At 53.5% G+C, this 16,841-nt stretch carries 11 protein-coding genes and 2 pseudogenes; 11 read left to right on the top strand and 2 right to left on the bottom strand.

What is annotated here, in order from left to right; translation table 11 throughout:
• Positions 1-409: 409 nt before the first annotated feature.
• On the top strand, positions 410-1,897 hold the full coding sequence (locus ACR0AP_RS19130) for an RHS repeat-associated core domain-containing protein (protein WP_480508655.1): 1,488 nt from the start codon (positions 410-412) through the stop codon (positions 1,895-1,897).
• Positions 1,898-3,668: 1,771 nt separating this feature from the next.
• On the opposite strand, the gene ACR0AP_RS19125 is transcribed toward ACR0AP_RS19130, so the two are convergent.
• Entirely contained in the window at positions 3,669-5,252 is a 1,584-nt protein-coding gene (locus tag ACR0AP_RS19125) for a GspE/PulE family protein (RefSeq protein WP_480508653.1), read from the bottom strand.
• 99 nt (positions 5,253-5,351) lie between these two features.
• On the opposite strand from ACR0AP_RS19125, the gene ACR0AP_RS19120 reads away from it, so the two are divergent.
• From ACR0AP_RS19120 to ACR0AP_RS19085, 8 genes are read left to right on the top strand one after another with little or no spacing between them, the layout of a single operon-like run.
• A complete protein-coding gene (locus tag ACR0AP_RS19120; protein ID WP_480508651.1) occupies positions 5,352-6,365 on the top strand; it encodes a PilN domain-containing protein in 1,014 nt (337 codons plus the stop codon).
• The gene (gspM, locus tag ACR0AP_RS19115) at positions 6,365-6,928 is read left to right on the top strand and encodes a type II secretion system protein GspM (protein WP_480508649.1); all 564 of its coding nucleotides are present in this window, start codon (positions 6,365-6,367) and stop codon (positions 6,926-6,928) included. The genes ACR0AP_RS19120 and gspM overlap by 1 nt, the downstream gene beginning before the upstream one ends.
• Positions 6,925-7,431 carry a hypothetical protein gene (locus ACR0AP_RS19110; protein ID WP_480508647.1) on the top strand — a complete coding sequence of 169 codons (507 nt, stop codon included), beginning with the start codon at positions 6,925-6,927 and terminating at the stop codon, positions 7,429-7,431. Before gspM ends, ACR0AP_RS19110 begins: the two co-directional genes overlap by 4 nt.
• Positions 7,428-9,434: a type II secretion system secretin GspD gene (gspD, locus tag ACR0AP_RS19105; RefSeq protein WP_480508645.1), complete on the top strand. Its 2,007-nt coding sequence runs from the start codon at positions 7,428-7,430 to the stop codon at positions 9,432-9,434. The genes ACR0AP_RS19110 and gspD overlap by 4 nt, the downstream gene beginning before the upstream one ends.
• 37 nt (positions 9,435-9,471) lie before the next feature.
• A complete protein-coding gene (locus ACR0AP_RS19100) occupies positions 9,472-10,689 on the top strand; it encodes a type II secretion system F family protein (RefSeq protein ID WP_480508643.1) in 1,218 nt (405 codons plus the stop codon).
• On the top strand, positions 10,676-11,071 hold the full coding sequence (locus ACR0AP_RS19095) for a pilus assembly FimT family protein (protein WP_480508641.1): 396 nt from the start codon (positions 10,676-10,678) through the stop codon (positions 11,069-11,071). The genes ACR0AP_RS19100 and ACR0AP_RS19095 overlap by 14 nt, the downstream gene beginning before the upstream one ends.
• A complete protein-coding gene (locus tag ACR0AP_RS19090; RefSeq protein WP_480508639.1) occupies positions 11,064-11,420 on the top strand; it encodes a prepilin-type N-terminal cleavage/methylation domain-containing protein in 357 nt (118 codons plus the stop codon). The genes ACR0AP_RS19095 and ACR0AP_RS19090 overlap by 8 nt, the downstream gene beginning before the upstream one ends.
• Positions 11,417-11,983 (top strand): prepilin-type N-terminal cleavage/methylation domain-containing protein, encoded by a 567-nt coding sequence (locus ACR0AP_RS19085; protein ID WP_480508637.1) that lies wholly within the window; start codon positions 11,417-11,419, stop codon positions 11,981-11,983. The genes ACR0AP_RS19090 and ACR0AP_RS19085 overlap by 4 nt, the downstream gene beginning before the upstream one ends.
• A gap of 77 nt (positions 11,984-12,060) precedes the next feature.
• On the opposite strand, the pseudogene ACR0AP_RS19080 reads toward ACR0AP_RS19085, so the two are convergent.
• Positions 12,061-12,261 (bottom strand): annotated as a pseudogene (locus ACR0AP_RS19080) (IS30 family transposase); the annotation flags it as partial.
• Positions 12,262-12,441: 180 nt separating this feature from the next.
• Between ACR0AP_RS19080 and istA the strand changes: the two are divergent.
• Positions 12,442-13,873: pseudogene (gene istA, locus ACR0AP_RS19075) on the top strand (IS21 family transposase).
• 41 nt (positions 13,874-13,914) lie between these two features.
• A complete protein-coding gene (locus ACR0AP_RS19070) occupies positions 13,915-16,797 on the top strand; it encodes a Tn3 family transposase (protein ID WP_480508635.1) in 2,883 nt (960 codons plus the stop codon).
• Positions 16,798-16,841: the final 44 nt, after the last annotated feature.

The raw sequence follows: 16,841 nt of genomic DNA, 5'->3' as shown, positions 1-16,841 counted from the left end.
ATGTTGATGTGAATGGGGACCCTCTTTGATATGCGAGCGGAATTTACATCGCAGAACCTATATACGGAACCAGGATGGAAGCTAATTGTCTTTTGTTCGCACAAAGACTTGAACACTCTAATTTCTGTTTTTGAAACTCGGTCAAATCGGCGATTTGATAGTATTTGCCGGACCCAACATCATAGTGATGCGGCTATAGAAATAAGGTTCGTGAAAACGGCCTCGGATGAAGCATTTCAACTTGTTAACGAAGAACCGGTGCTTTGTCTAAGTGACAAATCGGCATCGACGGCTTCTGACAAGCTCACTAGATTAAGAGACGGAGGCAAAAAAGGCTTCCAATACATAGATTTAATATACCCAGACCAAGAAGCCTTTTCTGTAATAATTCAACTCAATTGATTACATTTTGTCTGGGTTGGCCAATTTGAAAAATTGCCAGCTTCCGGTGACGCTGACCGATCTGGAGTACACTTACGACCCCGACGGCCAGCTGACGGCGATCCTCGACCGGCTCGATCCGGCGAAGTCCAAGCACATCTCCTATGATGACCTCAACCGTCTGGTGCAAGTCCGCCAAGGCATCCCGCCCATCGACGGTGGTGTGCCGGTGCCGATTGAGGATTACCAGTACGACGAAGAGGGCAACCGCACCTTCTCGAATACCTCCTCCGGCTATGAGAGCAATGCTCATAACCAGCTGCTCGAGGATGACACCTACCGCTACGCCTATGATCTGCGTGGCAACCGCATCAGCCGGACCCACAAACTCACCGACGCGGTGGAGACCTATGCCTATGACAGCCAGAACCGACTGATCGGATACGGCTCTGACACCACAACCGCCAACTACGCATACGATGCCCTCGACCGCCGTATCGCTAAAACCGTCGGCGCCGATGTCGAAGCCTTCGTCTATGACCCGTGGAACCCCTATGCCACCACGGCCAACGATGCGGTACTCGATTTCGAGAACGGCACGCTGGCCAAGCGCTGGCTGCACGGCCCGCGCACCGATGAGCCGCTGGCCTTCGAAGGCTATACCGGCACCGTCGATGCAGGCTCCGGTTCGGCCTATGAACTCTTTGCCAACCGCCTCGGATCGATCCTGACCGCAGTCTCGATCTCCACTGGCGCCGTCGCGGCCGATTACGACTACGACGCCTTCGGTAACCAGACCCAGACCGTCAACACCATCGAACAGCGCTACGGCTATACAGGTCGCGAGCAGGACCTCGAGACCGGGCTCATCTACTACCGCGCCCGACACTACGACCCCGCAACAGGCCAGTTCATCCAACGCGATCCCATCGGATTCGCGGCAGGTGACCTCAACCTATATGCATATACCTTCAACGATCCTTACAACTGGACAGACCCGACTGGGTTGGCTGTAACTGCAGATTATTCAGCTCTTACCGGTGCGATGGTTGCAAGTACCGCTATTGTCGGATGCGCGGCATACGAACCATGTAACCAAGGCGTGTTCGGGAACATAGCGTCAGGTATATCGGCGCTGATTTCCAATATCTTTGCACAATTCAATAACATTCTAAATAATCAGAGCGATGGTAGCAGTGGGAATTCAAATACAAACAATAACACAAATACTGATGCTCAAGCTGCTGCACCGACGCCAACTCCTAGTGGGGATGGAGACGATGGGGATGACAATGATGGTGACGATGAACCTGGCAAAAAAATCAGCAATAACAAACGCGCAAATGAACATGCGAAAAAACTCGACTATGAAGACGCACATGATCTGAAGGAGGCCTATGTTGGCCGGTCGGAAGTCTCGAAATTCGACATGTACTACAACAGCCGAACTGGGGTCACGCGACTGATCAGTAAGGATGGTCGAACCATTGTGAGGGTAGTAGAGACTTCATTCTAACTTGCCTTGGGAGCTTCTGAAACCATGGACCAGGACGTGACATTTGCGATCGAGCTTTGTGTCTTTACCCGGGAGCACGACGCTTATGCTCTTGCACGTCTCCTACCCGTGGATGCATCTAGTATCGTAAACCGCGGAGAGAGGCATCCGAGGGGCGGGCTCGTGCCTGAGTGGGGTATTCCTCAATCAGGCAGTATTCGATACGTCAACGAGTTTTCTATAGGGTTCGCTGCGGATCAAGCTGACAACCGCGATTATGAAAGTGAATTTCTCGCGCAGTTCGACAGATGTAGCGAGGGGTTCAGGCGCCTTCGCGTTGAGTTCGGTTGTGAGTTGGAGGTCATTGTCCGCATCCATTGCACTGAAACCGCACCCGTGTTGAATTTCGGGGCGCGCTTTTCCCGGTTCCTGGGCGAACTTGAGGTGAGTTTGACAATCCTAATGGATCCGTAAGTGTCGCGTTGTCCTTAGATTAAGGCTTCGGGGGCGGCCGCCTGATCTCGGCTTCGATCCGATGGTAAGTCCGACAAGGCCGGGCTAGGGTTGTTAGCGGAAACAGAGTGACAGTTCGCCCTGGAAGCACAGATGGGCGCCCAACTCTTGAAATAAGACCGGGCGGTGGACAACGAGGCACTGAGATACGGTATAACTGACAATGGCAGAAGTTTTCATGGAAGATGGGTGGCAAGTGTCTCCAGACTTGATCCGCTCGCAGTGCGAAAAGCAGTTGAGTCGTTATCGACCTACCAACAGATGAAATTAGCAGCCGGTTCGGTTTGCTCTTTCGAGGGGAAACAGCTTGCGTGTACTCGCGCTCTGTGACTGAATTCAAAACAAACCCGGAAATTTTTAAGCAACCAGTTGTGGTGGGCGAAATTTTTCTTAACGAAGCCGTGTGTGGCTTCCTGGTAGAGCCCATGGTTGTAATCGTTAATCAACCCAAATTAATTTTTTTTAAGAGCCGTGGGAACGACTACTGCATTTACGCTGGACAGCGACAAACAGTTGAACGAACTGTGGGCAGTGATCTTTCGGTGGCTGAAACGGAGTTCAATAAGATTTTTGATGGCCTCGGATTCGAGGGAAAAATCAATTTTTCTACAATCCAAAAGCAATACTTCTATTTTTCTTAACTTTTTGGTGCCGTGGTCGACTAGTCGCGCCCGAGTGGAAAATTAGGTATCCCTGATGTCAATATTTGGACTACATAAGCTGGAAACCTACGAAACCGTTAAGCTGGTATGTGAGGGCGAGGCGCAAATGGATGCGCCTCGATATCCGGGTGAAATATGTCTGAGATTTGCGTCCAAGACATTCAGATTTAGAAACGTATCCTCTGTTTTCTATTTTGACGAGATTTTTACCTCAAAAGCCACCTTTCCATATATGTACAATGTGGAACAAGATGCGGGTTTGTTCGAGTGTTGTGGGTCTAGTTACCTTAATCGACTTCGAGAGGACGTCGAGTTTTCGGGCGGTATGTTTTCGAACCACAAGCACTTCGTCTATTTCGATCAACATTTTTTTTGGCACATAACGGCCGGCTTATTGGAAGAAGTGACTGATGTTTATTAATCGACGGGTTAAAAATTGGACAGCCAGCTGACGGCGGTCCTCGACCGGCTGGTTCCGGCGAAGTCCAAGCATATCATCTAAGGATGACCTCAACCATATGGTGCAGGTTCGTCAGGGTATCCCACGCATCAGCGGCGGCGGGCAAGTGCCGATCGAAGATAATGACAATGATAGCCAGAACCTGGCTACCGGTTAACTAGCCAAAATCTATACCCAATACGCGGTTAAGTTCAAACGCATCTATCTTGCCGATGCTCTTCAACTCATTGGCCTGATCCTGCATCGTGCGAAACCCCTGCGCACGCGCAGCTTGAGACAGGGCGCTTTTGGTGCCTCCATCGGAAATTGCAGAACTCAAAGCGGAGTCTATTTCGAGCAGTTCTGACACCACCGTACGCCCCTTTGTTCCGGATTTGCCGCATGTTTCGCAGCCTGCACCTTGGCAGGCCACACAAACGGTTCGCACCAACCGTTGAGAAAGAACTCCCCGCAATGTGGCAGACAAAAGATACGGGGGTATCCCAAGGTCGATAAGCCGCGTCACTGCAGACAGCGAGTCATTGGTGTGGATCGTAGACAGCACCAGCCTACCGACTAGGGCGGCGCGCACGGCAATCTCTGCCGTCTCTTGGTCCCTGATTTCACCCACCATTATGACGTCAGGATCCTGACGCAGGATGGCGCGCAGAGCCCGTGCGAATGTCATCTCAACAGCGGGTTCGACCTGCACCTGATTCACGCCGGGGAGGGTGTATTCGATTGGGTCCTCCACCGTGACGATTTTCCGATCCGTGGAGTTAAGACCACTCAATGCGGTGTAGAGGGTCGTGGTTTTGCCGCTGCCCGTAGGCCCTGCCACAAGGAAGACACCGTTAGGCATATTCGTAATGCGCTCAATCTGTTCGATGCGGGTCTGGTCGTAGCCCAAAGCCGTCCAGTTCAGAGACACGTTTGACCGGTCCAGCAACCTCAGCACGATACTTTCGCCAAACTGTGTTGGCAGCGTGGACATCCGAATGTCGATGACACTGCCGCGTACCGAAATCTGGGCCCGACCATCCTGCGGCCGGCGTTTCTCGGATATATTCAGATCAGCCATGACCTTGAGCCGTGAAATAACCGAGGCTCGCTGACCTTCTGGCACAGTTCTGGCGGTGCGGAGATTACCGTCGATCCTGAACCGGATCGCTGCTGACGTCTCTCCAGCTTCGATATGGATGTCCGATGCGCCCATCCGAACCGCATCTGAAATAATGTCATTGACCAGCTTGATGGTCGGCCCGTCATTGGCCAATGCGTTCAAACGTTCGACGTCAAAATCCGACACATCCTCTTTGAGGTCGTTTGCGGGATCACTTTGGGCCAGCAACGTCTTGATCGTGGTCGGCGTCGCGATGACCATCTGAACCGGCAGCCTGAGGTGAAAGCCCACGCTTTGTATCGTTTCATGGGCGCGAGGATCAGATGTCGCGACCAGAATGGCACTGTCATTTTCAAGCACAGGTAGAACTTCAGCTCTTTTCAGAAAGTCTCTGGGAATAGGTAGGCTCTCGGAAAGTTCGGGGTTAAAGTCGGGTTCTGTGACAAATCTAACGTCCAGGAATTTTGCAAGCTCCTGATAAAGATCGTCTTCATCGACGAGGCCAAATTCAAGCAAGGTTTTTTCAATAGGCGTGTCGGTCTTGCGGCTTGCGTTTTCAGCTCTCTTAACAGCAGTTTGTGTTATCTTTTCATTGCTCTGGAGCCAGTTCAGGAATTCCGAAGTGTTCAAATATGCCACAACCATGCTCCCTGTTCACAAAGTTCTGTCAAAGCTTAAAGTTGTAGAGTAAACAAGTGGAATAATTAGGGCAATTAGCCAATAAAAACGAGCAGACAGATGATCAGGCGGACATTTGTAGATGTCAAAGCCAAGCTGACCGATTGGGCGGGCGGCTTGTTACCGGAATGGATCGGCGCCATATTATGGGGTCAACCCATGGCTGTGCCTGTAAGATTTGGTACATCGCATCTGAATCAATCTGACGTCAACGTTTCAATCGACGCGCTATCGCGAGAAGTAGCCCAAAAAGGGCAGGGTAGCAGTGCCCCCGCTATAGATATTTTTGTCCCCGCAGAATTTTTCTTTGAGCGACGGCTGAGTTTCCCGCTCACGGCCCGTAGCAAACTGGAAGAAATGTCTCTGCTCGACTTGAGAAGTCGCACGCCATTTGAACTGAGCAATATCCATTGGCGATTGGGGAAGCCCATCATTCAAGACGATACCATTGACGTTTCACAGTGGATTGTTCGACGTGACGATGTTGCAAACTGGAAGCTCAACCTGAGGAAAAATGGTTTCCGAGTCCGAAGACTGTATGTCGACACAGAAAACGCACCATCCGCCATTGCCGACTTTTCAGACGAGCTCCTGCCATGGCGCCAAAACCTCCGGAAATTGAACGCAGCGCTGGTCTCAGTGACAGCACTCGCACTGTTCGCGGCATGGCTTTATCCCGGCTGGTCAGCGCGCAGCGAAGCCCGCACGCTTCAGATTGAGTTGGATGCGTTGCGTACGGAAGCGCTTCTGGAGAGACGCAAAGTGGAAGACATTCGAAAGGCAGAAGCTCAAAAAGCAGCGTTTGTCGATGCTGTTCTTTTGAGGCCTCTCCTTTTGGATACTGTCAGGGAATTGACTGTCAGTCTGGAAGACGATGTTTGGGTTTCAACACTGACCTTCAACACTTCGCATGTGGTCATTACCGGAGAGGCCGGAAATTCCGCGGCAGAAACAGTGCTTTCCCTTGGAAGACGATCAGTTTTTGGTAATCCGCGTTTGAGCGGACCTGTTTCACGCACAGCTCGCGGGGCAGAGCGGTTTGAGATCACACTCGATCTTGGCGTGTCGGAGTAATGCAGCGGGAGAGCGTCATATCTGCGCTCGGCGCTCTTGTAATATGCGGTAGTGTTGTCGCTGTGACAGGAATTTTCATAGTGACACCGCTGAATTCCTGGAAGGCAAGCGGGCTTGAGGCACGTTCTCAGGTGCAGGCTGATATCCATCGCACACAGGCTACGATTGCCAACCTAAAGCAGCAGAGCGCTACAATTTCTCAGAATGAAGAAGAGGACTTCCTCTGGCGGGCTGAACAGATTGGCGCGGCAACGGCTCAAATTCAAACCTCTCTCTCGGCATCGGCCTCCAGCAATGGCGTGAGTTTGAGGTCGATTACACCACTGAAAACAAGGCGCGTGGCCTCGGTTGAAGCTGCGGGCTTTCGCCTTGAGTTCGACGCAACTCTGGACCAGGTACTGGGTTTCTTGCAGCAGATCGAGTACTCGTCTCCAGCTTTGCTCGTTGAAAAGGCTTCTCTGCGGCAACTTAGCCGTCCAGATAACAACCAGACACAGCCCATTCTGAATGCCCAGCTTGAGCTGATTGCCCCTATTCATCTCGAGGAGGCGAACTTCGAATGAAATCCCTTCTGCTTGCAATTTGCGGGACCTCCATGCTGATCGTCATGGCAGCATTGTCTTGCTTCGTTGCAGGCAGAACGGTGACGTCAGCCATGGAACGATCCGATCTTGCCGCGCAAACAGAACAGAGCCAAGCGGTGGAATCTACAGACGCAGATAGCACGGCACGATCTCCACGGTCAAAAATCTACTATGCAGCGATCGTTGAGCGCCCGTTATTCGCGCCCAATCGCCGCCCGAACGCACCTCTCAAACCTGATGAGGTGCAGGAAGCCGCCCTCTCAGCGGAGCCTGTCTTATCGTCTGAGCGACCGGAAATCTCTGTGCATGGCGTAATGGTAGACGCAAGCGGCAGTAAAGTGCTGGTCTCAGCAACTGGCGAGAACCCGCAGTGGGCGAAACCCGGCACAAAGATCGGTGGATGGACCGTATCTAATATCGGACCGGACTGGGTCGAACTCAGCCTGGCCTCTGAAACCTTTCGAATTGAGATGTACCAATGATGATCAACTATAGGCACCATTTTCGGACAGTATTTATTGCTTTGAGCCTTTTATTAGTTGCAGCCTGTAGCGATGAAAATTCGGAAGGTGGGTTCAGTTCACGGTTTCTAGCAAACAATGAGTCTTCAATTCGAGGATCTTCGCAAACAGGAGCCGATAGTTTGCGACTTGCTTTGAATGGTCCTGCGCCGGAAAAGCGGTATTTGGGTACAGACGAGTTTCTCGCTGCGTCCCGTGGTCGGCGGGAGATCGTCGAAGTGTCAGATGACGGGGCAATTACCCTCAATCTGGTGGACGTTCCCATTGATCAGGCTGCAAAAGCGGTTCTGGGCGATGCCCTCAACAAGAATTATACAATCAAACCTGGCGTTGAAGGTACGGTTACCTTGCAGACGACTCGCCCGCTTAGCGAGAGAGCTCTGCTTGAAACATTTGAAATCGTACTCGGTTTCAACGGTGCTACCCTCCAAACCTCCGGCGATCTGATCACAATCGTACCTTTAAAAGGGTCCTCCCGGAGAGTCACTCGCCTTGGTCAATCGCAACAAGTAGGAGCCCGTCTCGTTGCCGTTCCACTGGAATATATCGGAACCACGGAGATGATCAGGTTGCTGGAGCCAATTGTTGGTGACTCTGTCGAGCTTATGCCAATTCCGAACCGGAACATAATCCTGATTTCTGGTGCCCGGGATGAAATGGCTGCCGCGATTGATGCCGTAAACCTTTTTGATGTGGACGTTCTGAAGGGCAAATCGGTCGGTCTTTACCGTCTGAAAGCTGCGGAGCCGGAAGCCGTTGTTGAAGAGATGAACCTCATCTTCGAGACAGAAGATGGTGGTAGCCTGCAAAATGTTGTGACGTTTATCCCCAGCAAACGACTGTCTGCGGTTATTGTTGTAAGTACGCGCTCAACTTATCTGGCAAAAGCCGAACAGTGGATACGCGACCTGGACAGAACGGCCGGTGGAGCGCGCAGGCGCCCAGCGGTATACAACTTGCAACATCGCATCGCAAAAGATCTAGCTCCAATCCTGGGTGAAATGTTGCAGGATATTGCAAAAGCCGATGAAGCATCGGGCGAGGGCGCACCGCGTGTGGTCGCAGATGACGCAAAAAACGCAATTATCGTTTGGGGCAATGATACAGAACAAGAAAGTTTCTCGCGTCTCCTGCAGGCATTGGACACCGTGCCGGTTCAGGTTCTCCTAGAAGCTACAATTGTAGAAGTCGCCCTTAGAGACGAATTGAATTTTGGTCTGAGGTGGTATTTCGAACAAGGAAACTGGAGTAATGTTTTTACGGATGCCTCCAGCGGCGCGGTGGCCCCCACATTTCCAGGGTTATCCCTTTTGTTTCAAACCAGTTCAGCCCGCGTGGCAATTAATGCTTTGGCATCGATTACAGATGTCAATATTATCTCTTCGCCTAATTTGTTGGTTCTAGACAATCAGGAGGCGCGCCTTCAGATCGGTGATGAAGTGCCGATTGCTACGCAGCAGTCTCAGGATGTGACCAACCCGGACGCACCGATTATAAATACAATCGCGTATCGGGACGCTGGAATCATCCTGAAGGTCAAACCCAGAGTGGCCCAATCCGGGCAGGTCATACTGGATATCGATCAGGAAGTGAGCAGTGTGCAGAATACGACTACTTCCGGTATTGACAGCCCAACGATTTCGCAGCGCCGCGTAGAAACCAATGTAGTGGTTCATGATGGTCAAACCATCGCTCTTGGCGGCCTGATCGAAGACAGCAGAACGCGAACGGACAGCAAAGTTCCTGGGGCAGGTGATATCCCCGTTCTCGGCGCACTGTTCAGAAACCGCGAAGACAATGTCGGAAAACGGGAACTTCTGATTTTGATAACGCCGAAGGTTGTACGAAATGGGCAGGAGGCAAAATCGATAACAGACGAACTGCGAAACAGAATCTCAGGTGCCAACGGGTTGCTGCAGAATGGTATTCCATCCCAGTCCGTTTGGCACCGGATTACAGAATGACGGAACTAAAACTGCCTTTTAGTAAGGAAACGTCAACGTGCCGCGCTATTCATACACCGCATTCACCGGTTTGGGAAAGTTAGAGAAAGGCGAGCTTCAGGCTGCGGATGAACTTGCGTTATTGAGTGCGCTAACAGGTAAGGGCTTACAACCTGTCTCAATTGAGGAAGGCGCTTTCAATTTGCCTTGGTGGCAAAAGGATATCTCGCTAGGGCCAGAAAGCACTAAAGCGTCGCCCGCAGCGTTGGAGCACTTTTTCCGAACCCTTGCTGGCCTTCTGGATGTTCATCTACCTTTGCGGCAGGCTCTCAGGTTTTGTTCCGAGAATGTCAAAGATAAACAGATGGCTCAATCTGTGTCACGCATTGAACAGGACGTGGCGGACGGTAAGACGATTGCTTATGCGATGCGCGAAGCGGGAGGCTATTTTCCTGAACGCCTGATCACTATGATCGAGATTGGTGAAGCGGCCAATAACCTACGCAGTGTCGTAGCCCGTATCGCGACAGGATTAGAGAGCGAATCGAAACAGCGCCAGGAAATTCGTTCCGCGATGATCTATCCGGTTATCCTCATAATTATGTCGCTGTTTGTAATGGCATTGCTGGTCTTCTATTTGGCCCCCACCCTCGTGCCGGTTTTCGACAATGCAGAGTCCGATCCGCCTTTAATACTTGGTGTTATGACAAACCTGCGCGATCTGCTTGTCGACAAATGGCTTGTGGTTCTCGGTCTGGGTGGCGGAGTGTTTGCTTTTTGGCAGATACTCAAAACGCGTATCAAGACGGTATCCTCTCCGCTTCTGCTGAAAACCCCGGTCATCGGGCGATATCTGCGCGTTTCGGAAACCCTGAATATCCTTGATGCCATAACTATGATGTTGTCCAGCGGGTCCACACTTCCACGTGCAGTGGCAACAGCCCAACAGGCGACCGATCAGCGCGCCTACCAAGACCTTCTCGCAAGGTCAGAAGAACGTATTATTGCGGGTGACACGCTATCCTCCACCTTCAAGTCAACACCGCTGATAGACCCGATGACTGTGGCTATGGTTGAAGCTGCTGAAGCATCGGATCAGGTGGTTCAGGTTCTGGATCACCTCGTTGATGATCTCCGCTTGCGGAACGCTCAGATACGCGCGCAATCTGTTCGTCTGATCACCCCGGCACTTACGCTGATCATTGGACTTGGTGTTGGCGGCGTCATCATGTCCACCATTTCTGCCATTATGTCCCTGAACGATGTCGCGTTCTGAGGATGCCTTGCAGCTATCAACACACGCCAGAGACACGTCGGGATATTCATTGTTTGAAGTTTTGGTCGCTCTCTCAATCCTGGCAATGGTAGTAGCTGTTTCTGCAGCTGGATTTCGACCTCCGTCGGATGAGGTGAAATTGAACCGACAGATCTCTGACCTTGCCTCGAAAATCAGTGACGCGCGACTAAAGGCAATACGAACGAGCCAAGCGAATGGGATCGAAATCGTGAATTGCGATGATGAGCCAGTGAATTTGAACTTGTTTCCGGACGGGACCGCATCAGGGGGCGAGATTTGCCTGGAAGAGGGAACTCAGCGGGAAACCCTCATCTTGTCTCCTTTGACCGGGTTACTTTCGAAGGCTGCTCGCGATGAATAAACGAGCCGGGTATTCGCTGTTTGAGGTGCTAATCGCCTTTGCCGTTATGACGATGGTGCTGTCCGTGGTTTTGCCGCGGCAGGCGGAGTTTTTGGGACGCTCAACTACAAGCTCTCAAAAGGCCGTTGCAGCAGATATCGCGTATTCCCGATTGAGTGAGTTAGGGGTCGCTCGAGCCCTATCCCTTGGCGAAAGCACAGACGGGATAGGGGATTGGACTCTGTATCAACGTATTGAACCGCTTATCGTCATGGGTTCCGAAACTGATTTGGTCGAAGTTGCAATTGAAGTCGCTAGCCGGACTGGTAATGTACTCTTCCAGACCTCAGAAATTCGAGCGCTGAAATGAACGCCCGATCCGGCCTTAGCTTGTTCGAGCTTTTGATTGCTTTGGCATTGCTAGCCTTGATCGCAGTGGGATTGTCCGGAGCACTCAGATTTGCCGTCGCGGTCCATGACCGTTCGCGTATGGATCCACAACAATACGAACAAGTTGCATTGAAAGCTCGATTGCGATCCTGGTTAGCCAACGCAACCCCACCGACCGGCATAGCACCATACCCGGTTGAATTTGTTGGGACGGCCACGCGCCTGGAGTTTACGACGATCCATGCCAAAGGGTTCGCTCCTGACGCAGCTGCTCTTAGAGTCCTCGTCGAAAGTGACGGTGTCGACCTGTTGATGACCATCACTGAGATGGACGATGACGGTGAGACTTTGGCAGCTCATACAGAGATCGTCGCTCAAGGCATCAACCCGGCACTTTCCTATTTTGACGCCCATCCTGACGATAGCGCGTGGGGTGGAACTTGGTCGGATGCGTCAAGGTTGCCAGATTTGGTGCGAATAGAGGCTGCGAAAAACGACAATGCAAACTGGCACACATTCATCGTGAACCTGCTCCTTAAGTAGGTTAATATATAAAGCCGTCGCAAGATTTGGCATTGATACAGAATTTTCGTTTGTGAGCGATACCTGAACCGCGACTCCTATTGCTTCTGAGGGTAGGGGGCTTGGTCCAGTTCCACCATCATCTTTTCCCGGAACACCTCAGCGGGTGTCTTCCAACCCAGGCATTTTCTGGGCGTTGCGTTGAGGCGGTCGCAGATCATTTTCAATTCATGATCTGAGACCGCCGTGATGTCGCGCTTGTGGGGAAGCCAGCGCCTGACCCTGCGATTGGTGTTTTCCGGGTCTGCTCCGGTAGGGGGCAGGATAGTACGCTAAGCTGGGTGGGCTATCGTTTTGGCCACCTGTGTGAACCGGCATGCAAAATTGACCCCTGTATTAGGGTAATCGGCGTCCAAAAGTGACCCCCCTGATAATTCGTTTCAGAAGCTCCCTCAAAGGATTGAGGGAGCGAGTTGGGGATGTTGGTTGTGGAGACGATTGCGAAGATCAGGCGGGCGTATTTTATCCAGGGGAAGTCTATCAAGCGGATTTGCCGGGAACTTCGTGTGTCGCGGAACACGGTGCGCAAGGTGGTCCGGTCCGGGGTGACCGAGTTCAGCTATGATCGTTCAACCCAGCCCCGGCCCAAGATCGATCCCTGGCGGTCCGACTTGGATGAGATGCTGGCCGAGAATGACCGGCAGCTACGATGCGGTGCGGCGCTATGCGGCCAGTTGGTCGAAGGTGACGCGGGAAGCCTCGGCGGCCGCCTATGTGCCGCTCAGCTTCGATCCCGGCGAGGCCTATCAGTTTGACTGGAGCCATGAGGTCGTTCTGATCGATGGCGCCACCACGACAGTGAAGGTCGCCCATGTCCGCCTGAGCCACAGCCGGATGCCGTTTGTGCGGGCCTATCCCAGAGAGACCCAGGAGATGGTGTTCGACGCCCACGACAAGGCGTTCGCCTTCTTCGGTGGAGCGTGCGCCCGGGGGATTTACGACAACATGAAGACGGCGGTCGACGCGATCTTCGTCGGCAAGGACCGGGCCTATAACCGGCGGTTCCAGCAGATGTGCGGACATTACCTGGTCGACCCCGTGGCCTGCACGCCTGCGTCCGGTTGGGAGAAGGGCCAGGTCGAGAACCAGGTGGGGGTGATCCGGCGCCGGTTCTTCGTGCCGCGTCCGAAGTTCAAATCCTATGCCGAGCTGAACGCCTGGCTGGAAGACCGGTACCTGGATTATGCGAGGGCGAACAAACATCCCGAGATGCGCGACAAGACCATCTGGGAGGTGTTCGAAGAAGAGCGCCCGAGCCTTGTTCCTTACGTCGGCCCTTTCGATGGATTCCATGCAGTTCCTGCATCGGTGTCCAAGACCTGCCTCGTGCGGTTCGACAAGAACCGATACTCGGTCGATGCCCGCGCCGTGGGGCGGCCGGTTGAGATCAGGGCGTATGCCGACCGGCTGGAATGCTGGCAGGACGGGCGGATCGTCGGCCAGCACGAGCGTGCCTTCGGGCGCGACAAGACCATCTTCGATCCCCTGCATTACATCCCTGTTCTGGTCCGCAAACCCGGAGCTCTGCGCAACGGGGCACCCTTCAAGGAGTGGGACCTGCCGATTGCGATCCGCCGCGTGTGGCGCAAGCTGGAACGTCAGCCTGGCGGTGACCGGCAGATGGTCGACATTCTGAGCGCCGTGCTGACCAATGGCCTTGAGGCGGTAGAGGCCGCCTGTGCCGAAGCCCTGTCGCACAATGTTCATTCCGCTGGCGTCGTGCTGAACATCCTGGCCCGGCACCGTGAGCCGCCACCGCCCCTGACAATTAGGCCCAACCGCCCCGAAGCTGCACAGATGGGGGTTATGAGGAACAATAGTGGAACAAGAGGGCGCTTGACGCTTTTCTGATTTCTTTGAAGGTTCGCCCTGTTGGTCAAGGGGGCATTCGGATGGAAAGTGAAGAGCTGAAGGTGTGGAGCCTGTCGTTTGGCGAATTGGATTTCGTTCAGGGATACCGGCGCGCGATGCGCGCGGGGTTGGCGCTTCAGCTGGTTCATTTTCGCAGTCGCGGGTATTTTCCAGGGACGCTCAATGAGATCGCGGCCGACTGCATCCAATTTGTCGAGGAACAGTTGGGCAGCAATGTTCATTTATACGATCTGCAATCTGATGCCGCCCGCCGTCACCGCCTTGATATCTTGCGCCATCTGGGGTTTCGACGGGCGAATGAGCGGGATCGTGCAAAGCTGCATTCTGTGCTTGCTCAGGAGAGTTCCACAACAGGCCCTGCCATTGAACCTCTCATTGATTTTGGTTTCCGATGGGCGTTGCAGAAAAGGATATTCGTGCCCTCGCGGAAGATCATGGAGCGCTCGGTCCGTTCTGCGCTGCATGCATTCCAGGAAACATTCCTGACAGATATCTCGGACCAGGTTTCACAGAAAACCAGAGGGGCATTGGAAGAATGTCTTGCCGAACCACGAGGTGCGAATGGTTTTCTGCGGCTGAAGGACGATGTCGGGGCTGCGACACTGGATAGTGTTTTGGAGGCCGCCAACCGGCTGGCTTTCATAGAAGGCCTTGAACTTCCATTCGGTGTAGCGGATTGCGTCGATCCATCCTGGCTCAGGCACTTTGCCCGCCGAGTCGAAGGCGAAACAGCCTATGAAATGCGCCGTCATGCCCAGGAGAAGCGGGTCGGGCTACTGGCCCTATATATAATGTCTCGCAAATCGCAGCTGATTGATGGGTTGGTGGACCTGTTGATTGATGTGGTTCACCGGATCGGCACAAAATCCCGGCGCAAGGTAATCGGCAGAATTGCTGCCGACATCGAGAAGGTACATGGCAAGGAGCGATTGCTGGTCGACATCGCCACAGCTGCTATGATGACCCCGAATGGCAGGGTCTCGGATGTGATCTTTCCGGTTGCGGGCGCTGCGAAACTGAAAGCGATTATCGACGAACATCGAGCAAAGGGCACCCTGGATGCGCGAATCCAGATGGTGATGCGGGGGTCCTGGGCCAGCCATTACCGCCGAATGCTGCCGTCGCTGCTATCTGTCCTGAAGTTCCGTTCGAACAACGAAAGCTGGCGCCCGATCCTCGATGCTTTGTCTTTGATCACTCGCCTGAACGAGGAAGAGCGACGCGTCGCTGCGGCATCACTAGCCCCCGAAGGGTCGGTCCCGCGCAAATGGCGCGATACCGTTTTTGATCACCGAGGGTGGCTGAATGTCATTTCCTATGAACTCTGTGTCCTGACGCAATTGCGGGAACGTATCCGGGCCAAGGAAATCTGGGTCGAAGGCGCGGACCGCTACCGCAATCCGGATAACGACTTGCCAAAGGACTTCTCAGAAATGCGCGCGGCATACTACGCCGGGCTGAAACTCACCCAGGATGCGCGGGAGTTTTCCAGGTCAGTCCGTGAGCAACTGGAATTCGAGCTGCGCGAACTGAATGAGACTTTGCCCGCCAATGACCTTGTCCGGCTTCGATGGTCTGGTGAAAACCGGATTTGCGTCACGCCTTTTACGCCAGCGCCAGAGCCACGTGGGCTCCTGTCTCTGAAGGCAGAAATCGGTAGAAGGTGGCCGATGACGGGCCTGCTGGATGCGCTGAAGGAAACCGCGCTGGATACCGGGTTTCTGGATGTCTTTGAAACCTCAGCGAGCCGAGAGGCGCTTGATCGCAAAGTCAGAGACCAGCGTTTGCTTCTGTCTCTGTATGGTCTGGGCACCAACGCCGGTTTGAAGCGGGTGGCCGCCGGAGTGCCTGGGATCAGCCATGATGAGCTGCTGCACATTCGCCGCCGGTATATCGATCCAGCCTCGCTTCGGGCTGCGGCGGCCAAAGTCGCGGATGCCACTTTGGCGGTTCGGAATCCGACCGTATGGGGAGATGCGGGAACGGCCTGCGCGGCGGATTCCACCAAATTCGGCGCCTGGGACCGCAACCTGATGACCGAGTGGCATGCGCGCTATGGCGGGCGGGGCGTCATGATCTATTGGCATGTCGAGCGGCAGGCGACCTGCATTTATTCTCAGCTGAAACGCTGCTCATCTTCCGAAGTGGCAGCCATGATCGAAGGGGTTTTGCGCCATTGCACCGACATGGAAATCCAGCGCCAGTATGTTGATAGCCACGGCCAGAGTGCCATTGGTTTCGCCTTCTGTCACCTTCTAGGCTTCGAACTGGCTCCACGCTTGAAGGCCATTGCGCGGCAGAAACTGGCCTTGCCAAGCGCGGGCATGCGAGGACAACTGCCAAATCTCATGCCCATCCTGTCTGGTACTATCGACTGGGCAGAGATCGAAAGACAGTACGATGAAATGGTCAAATACGCCTCAGCCATGCAGCATGGCACGGCTGATCCGGAATCCATTCTGCGTCGTTTTGCACGCGCCGATGTGATGCACCCGACTTATAAAGCGCTCGCTGAATTGGGGCGGGCGATCAAGACCATCTTTCTGTGTCGCTATCTTCGATCCGAAGACTTCCGCCGCGAGATTCATGAAGGGTTGAATGTGGTCGAGAATTGGAACAGTGCCAACGGGTTCGTGTTCTTCGGCAAGGGTGGTGAGATTTCTAGCAACCGTATTTCCGACCAAGAAATCTCGGCTCACGCACTGCACCTGCTTCAAGCCTCACTGGTCTATGTGAACACCCGCATGATGCAATCGGTACTGGCGGAACCGATATGGGCAACCCGGCTGACGGATCGGGACTATAATGGGCTTTCCCCGCTGATCTATGCGCATATCAATCCCTATGGCCGGTTCGATGTTGATCTGAACCAGCGGATTGATTTCGGCGCAATGGCCGCCTAATCCGTGCGTCACAAAAGGGTGAACCCACAGGAGACAGACAGATG

This window comes from Ruegeria sp. AF7 (assembly GCF_056541885.1).
The sequence above is the reverse complement of the archived record's forward strand: the minus strand, read 5'-3'. Positions and strand labels throughout refer to the sequence as shown.